Genomic DNA, 5,606 nt, shown 5'->3' with positions numbered 1-5,606 from the left:
GGCCATAGACGAGGAAGGTGGCACGCCAGCCGAAGGCGTCGATGCAGGCGCTGCCCAGGTACAGCGCCAGCGGCCCGCCGACGCCGAAGCCGAGTCCGAGGATGCCGTAGGCCGCGCCGCGACGACGCTCGAACCAGCCGCCGAGAATCCGCGCATAGGGAATGTTGCCCGGCGTCAGCAGGCCGAGCAGCGCGAACAGCAGGTATAGCTGCCAGCCGCTGCGCGCCAGCGCCAGGCTGGCCAGGCACAGGGCCAGCGCGGCGGTCAGCGGCAGGACCAGGGCGCGCGCGCCCCAGCGATCCACCAGCCAGCCCTTCAGCGGGCTGCTCAGGGCTACCGCCAGGCCCAGCAGGGTCACCGGCAGCGCCGACTGGCCGCGGTCCCAGTCCAGGTCGGCGGCGATCGGCTCGATGAACAGCGAGAAGCTGCTGATCACCAGCCCGGTGGGGCCGAAGATCACCCCCACTACCGAGGCCAGCAGCACCCCACAACTGGCCACGCCGAACTCGCCGACGGCAGGCGCCGGCGCGACGTCCTCCATGGCCTCGCGGGCGACGCCGCTCATGCGTCGCGCCTCAGACGCTCGATCAGTTGGCGGCGCAAGCGGATGTCCTCGGCGTTCTCGGTGGTGGCCTCGAGCTGGACGATCTCGATGCCGGCGCGATGAAAGGCCAGGATCTGTTCCGCCACCTCGCCGACGCTGCCCACCAGCACCCCGGCGAAGCTGCGCTGCACGGTATTCGCCACCCATTCGCGCAAGGCCTCCGGCTCCAGCCGGGCGAGCCGGTCGCGCTCGCCGTCGCGGGCGACCTGCGGCGATGCCGCCAGTTCGTCGAGGGGCCGTGCCAGAAGCAGTTCGAAGGCGGCCTGGCGGTAGTGCTCGGCGATGTCCCGGGCCGCCGCCGGACTGTCGCCGAGGATCACCTGGAAGTGCTTCCAGAACTTCAGCCGCCGGCCCTGCTCCGCCGCCTCCTCGTTCAGCCTGCGCTTGAGCTCCGCGGTCTGCGTGGGGCTGGCGAAGTGGCCGGCGTAGACGTCAGCGAAGCGCACCGCCAGGCGTTGTGCCTGCGCCGAGGAGCCGCCAACGGATAGCGGCGGGCGCGGCCGCTGGATCGGCAGGAAGCCGCTGCCGGCGTCCTCCAGCCGGTAGAACTCGCCGTGGTAGTCGAAGGGGTCGCGGCTTTCCAGGGCGCGGGTGAAGACCTCCAGGTACTCCACGGCGCGCCGGTAGCGTTCGTCCTTGTCGGCGAAGTCGCCGTCGCGGCGCACGTCGGCGTCGCTGGAGCCGATCACCAGATGTACGCCGGCGCGCCCGTTGGACAGGCCGTCGAGAGTGGCCAGGGCGCGCGCGGCAACGGTCGGCTGGGCGCTCCCCGGTCGGTGCGCGACGGTGGCGCGCAGGCGCGGCGCCGCGGCCAAAGCCCAGCCGGCGACCAGCCAGGGGTCGGGCCAGGCAGCGGAAACGGTGAACAGCGCGCCGTCGAGGCCGTCCGCCTCTTCCAGGCGGGCCTTCTGCTGGATGTCGAAGGCACTCACCGCGCGACTGCGGGTGTCCGGCAGGAAACGCGCGGCCTGGCGGGCGAAGGCACTGTCGCCGATGACCGCGGAGGCGCGCACGCCGCCGCGCAGTTCGATGCTCATGGTTCGTCCTCCTTAGAAGGTGTAGGCCGCGCCGAGGTAGTAGAAGGCCCCGTTGAAGCTGATCTGCGAGGCATAGGTGTCGTACTGGTTGAAGCCGAGGTAGGCGCTCTCGGCCGGCAGCTTGTCGGGCTTCACGTCGAACAGATTGTTGGCCCCGGCGCTCAGGGTCAGGTTGCGGCTCGCCGCATAGCGCAGGGCGACGTCGGTGATGTACTTGGGCGAGTTCTCGAAGCGGTTGAAGACCGTGGTCGAATAGGCATGCTCGCCGGTGTAGTAGTCCAGTTCGGAAACCGTCTTGCTGTAGCGCGTTTCGCGCAGGGTCAGGCCCCAGCGCCGGTAGCTCCAGTCGGCCTGCAGGCTGACCTGGCTGCGCGGCGTGGAGCTGGTGATCCAGGCCTGCTGCTGGTCGTTGAGCAGCGGCTGGCCGTTGCGCCCGCGATGATTCCTGACCAGCTTCGTGCGATTGACGTTGGCGCCCAGGCGCCAGTCGATCCGGCCCCACTCGCCGAGCCGGGTCAGGTAGCTGGCGGTGAGGTCGAGGCCGTGGGTACGGGTGTCGGCGCCGTTGGTCATGTAGTGGGTGCTGACCTGGGTCAGTCCGGCCGGGATGCTGATCCCGCCGGCGCGCAGCGCATCGATCGCCGGCTGTCCGGAATAGGTGGCACCGTCGACGATGCGGTCGCGGATCTCGATGCGATAGGCGTCGATGGCCAGGTTCAGGTCCGGCAAGGGATCGAGCACCAGGCCGAGGTTGTAGCTGATCGACTTTTCCGGCTCCAGGTCCTCGGCGCCGAGCAGCCTGGCCGCCGGCGAGTTGACCGCCAGCAGGCCGCTGGCGATGGTCGGCGAGACACCCAGGCTGGTGTAGTTCTCCTGGGCCAGCGACGGTGCGCGGAAGCCGCTGCTGAGACTGGCCCGCGCCGACACCTCGGGGCTGAAGCGGTAGCGGCTGGCGAGCTTGCCGTTGGTGGTGCTGCCGAAGTCGCTGTAGTGCTCGTAGCGCGCCGCCGTCTCCAGTTGCCAACCCTCGCCGAGGGCGGTGGACAGGTCGAGATAGGCGCCGAGCACGTCGCGGCTCCACTGTCCGGCGCTGGCCGGCGCCTGCCCGGGGAGTGCCTTGGAACCGCCGTTGTAGTAGGACCAGGGATCGCCGGCCTCGACCTCGTAGAGCTCGCGGCGCTGCTCCAGGCCCCAGGAGAAATTCAGCGGCGCCGGCAGCCAGGCGAGGTCGAAGTCGCGGCGCAGGTCGAGATTGTTGGTCCACTGGGTGGCCTTGTAGCGCGCCAGGTCGAAGGAGCGCGGCGAATCGCCGGTCTCGCCGTAGAGGGCGAGGTTGATCGAATGGTCCATGCCGATCTCCGGGCGGTCGGCACCGTAGGTCGAACTGAGGTCCCAGTCCCAGGCGCCGAACAGCTCGCCGCCACGGGCGCCGAGGGTCAGCGAATAGTCGTCCTCGTCGCTGGTGATGCGCGGGGTGAAGCCGTTCGGATAGAGCCGCGGCGCCAAGGACGGCAACTGGTAGATCTGCGCCGAGGACACCGAGCGATGGGTATAGGTGGCGAAGCTGTACAGCTCGACGTTGTCGTCCAGCGCCACGCCGGCGTTGTAGGCCAGCGCCTGGCGGTGCAGCGAAGGGTCGCCGATGGACGGGTTGCCGTAGCGCCCGGTGCGCTGGTCGATGCCTGCGCGGATGGTCCGCGCCTGCTCGCGGAACTGCGCGCTGAGGTTGAGGAAACCGCTCTCGCCGAAACGCAGGCCGCCATTCACCCCGCCGTTCTGGGTCAGGCCGTCGCCATCGCCGTAGCGACCGTTGTCGTAGGCGAGCCGGCCGCCGTGGTCGGCCGACTTGAGGATGACGTTGATCACCCCGGCGATGGCGTCCGAGCCGTACTGCGCCGAGGCGCCGTCGCGCAGCACCTCGATGCGCTCGATGGCGGCGAGCGGGATGGTGTCCAGGTCGACCCCGGTGGAGCCGCTCTGCAGCCCGCCGCTGACATTGATATTGGCGGTCTCGTGGCGGCGCTTGCCGTTCACCAGCACCAGCACGTGGTTGGGACTCAGGCCGCGCAGCGACTGCGCGTTGGTCAGCGCCGAAGCGTTGTAGGCCTGGGCCTGGCGCGACAGCGAGGGCAGCAGGCGCACCAGGGCGTCGCGCAGGTCGCCGCTGCCACTGTCGCGCAATTGCTCGGCGCTGACCACATCGATCGGTGCCAGGCTCTCGCCGGCCTTGACATCGGCCTTGCGGGTGCCGGTGACCACCACCGTGGCCAGGGTCCCGGCGGGCTTCGCCGCCGGCAGCGCGGCATCCGGCGCTGTGGCGCGTTGCAGGCTGAGCACCCCGGCGGCGCTGCGGCTGTATTCCAGGCCGCTGCCCTGCAAGGCCCGCTGCAGCGCCTGCTCGACGCTGTAGGAGCCCTGGATCGCCGGTGCCGGCAGGCCCTCCACCAGGTGCTGGTCGAAGGCGATCGGGGTGCGACTCTGGCGGACGATGCTCAGCAGTACCTGGGCCAGTTCGCCGGCCGGGATGTCGAAGCGCTGGATCTCGGCGCGGCTGGTGGCGCGGACCTCCTCTGCCGCCGACTCGCCGGGCTGGCCAAGGCAGGCCAGGCCGACCGCGCAGAGCACGGGGACGAGTCGAAGACGTGGCGAACGCGGGTTGGGCATGGTCGGTTCATCCTTGAGCGGTTGCGGATGCCACCGAGTGCAATTGCCCGTACCGATTTTCAGCCGCGCGGCAGACCGATTGCGCATAAGGTTATGCCTCGCCCTCCCGCGCCCGGCAGCGCCAGACGCTGACCGGGATTTCGCTGACCTGTCCGTCGGCCTGCATGCGCCGCTCGGCGATCCGCCCGAGGCGGACGAAGAATTCCTCCAGGCGCGTCGCCGGCACCAGCGGTGCGAAATAGGTGCCGAAGGTGGCGGCGTGGAAACGCTGGTACTCGGCGGAGTCGGCGACGCGCAGGGCCGCCGGGCGGGAGACGATGGAGTCGACCCGGAAGTGCCGTTCGACGCGTTCGCGCAACGCCTCCCGGCCACGGGTGCGGGTGCCCATCGGCAGCAGCCCGACTTCCGCGTAGAGCGCCGCCACCCGCTCCGGCGCGGCCAGGCCCATCTCGACCAGGGCCTGGGCGACCAGGTCGTCCTCGCCGCCGAGGCCATCCTCGGCGAACGGATGGTGCGAGGTGAACAGGAATACCCCCTGCGCCTCGAGGTGCCGCGCGACCCACCGGAACAGCCGCTCTTCGTCGGGATACAGCCAGTGCAGCACGGCGGTCATGCTGATCAGCTCGAAGCGTTCCGCCAGCGGCGGCAGGTCGAGCAGGTCGCCCTCCAGCAGACGCGCCTCGACGCCAGCCCCGCGCAACTGCGCGCGCGCCTGCTCCAGGCGCAGCGGCGAACGCTCGATGCCCCACAACCGTTGCAGGCCGGGCCAGCGCCGGGCGGCGCCGAGCAGCAGCGAGCCGATGCCGCAGCCGAGATCGAGCAGGCTGCGCGGCTCGATGCCGGCGCGGTCGAGCACCCAGTCCTGGTCGCGACGTTGCAGCAGTTCGCTGGAATCCTGGTAGCCGTCCAGGCTGCGCGCCTGTTCAATGATCGCGTTCATGTACGCCTGCTCCTTGGTTGAGGCTGTCCGCCGTGATGGTCCATACGCAGCCGTGGCCTTGCGGCTCTTCGTAGAGCCGCCAGTCGGCGCGGCAATCGCTGGCGGCGACGAACGCCGACAGCAGCTTGGTGCAATAGGTGCAGGCCGACTCCAGGGTGATCGGCACGCCTCGGGCGCGGGCGCGCTCGCGGTAGTCCCAGATCGCGCAGTGACGGTTGTGGAATACCGCGCGCCCGCCAGCCTCGGCCTGCACCTCGAAACGCGAACCGTAGAGCGCGGCCTGGCGTGCCAGGCGGTCGGCGGCGCTGGCCGGATCGCACCGTCCCGCCGGTTCCAGCGCGCGATAGATCCGCGCGGTGGC

5 protein-coding genes are annotated in these 5,606 nt (G+C 70.4%); all 5 read right to left on the bottom strand.

The window, feature by feature from the left end; translation table 11 throughout:
* Positions 1-565, bottom strand: a 565-nt coding sequence (locus FFS27_RS27660) for an MFS transporter (protein ID WP_137952347.1), incomplete at its 3' end; no start/stop codon positions are given.
* Positions 562-1,641 carry an LLM class flavin-dependent oxidoreductase gene (locus FFS27_RS27655; protein WP_023101304.1) on the bottom strand — a complete coding sequence of 360 codons (1,080 nt, stop codon included), beginning with the start codon at positions 1,639-1,641 and terminating at the stop codon, positions 562-564. The genes FFS27_RS27660 and FFS27_RS27655, both read right to left, overlap by 4 nt.
* 12 nt (positions 1,642-1,653) lie before the next feature.
* The gene (locus FFS27_RS27650; RefSeq protein ID WP_009315674.1) at positions 1,654-4,305 is read right to left on the bottom strand and encodes a TonB-dependent receptor; all 2,652 of its coding nucleotides are present in this window, start codon (positions 4,303-4,305) and stop codon (positions 1,654-1,656) included.
* 91 nt (positions 4,306-4,396) lie between these two features.
* Positions 4,397-5,245, bottom strand: coding sequence for a class I SAM-dependent methyltransferase (locus FFS27_RS27645; RefSeq protein ID WP_023101305.1), 849 nt, complete (start codon positions 5,243-5,245; stop codon positions 4,397-4,399).
* Positions 5,229-5,606 (bottom strand): hypothetical protein (locus tag FFS27_RS27640; protein WP_171019244.1); only part of this gene is annotated, 378 nt, incomplete at its 5' end. The genes FFS27_RS27645 and FFS27_RS27640, both read right to left, overlap by 17 nt.

The sequence above is a fragment of the Pseudomonas sp. 2VD genome (genome assembly GCF_005503585.1).
GTDB classification, from domain to species: domain Bacteria; phylum Pseudomonadota; class Gammaproteobacteria; order Pseudomonadales; family Pseudomonadaceae; genus Pseudomonas; species Pseudomonas aeruginosa.
The sequence above is the reverse complement of the archived record's forward strand: the minus strand, read 5'-3'. Positions and strand labels throughout refer to the sequence as shown.

Excerpts from the sequence above, each read along its gene's own strand:
- FFS27_RS27650 (WP_009315674.1), bottom strand. The coding sequence starts at position 4,305 with ATGCCCAACCCGCGTTCGCCACGTCTTCGACTCGTCCCCGTGCTCTGC.
- FFS27_RS27655 (WP_023101304.1), bottom strand. The coding sequence starts at position 1,641 with ATGAGCATCGAACTGCGCGGCGGCGTGCGCGCCTCCGCGGTCATCGGC.
- FFS27_RS27645 (WP_023101305.1), bottom strand. The coding sequence starts at position 5,245 with ATGAACGCGATCATTGAACAGGCGCGCAGCCTGGACGGCTACCAGGAT.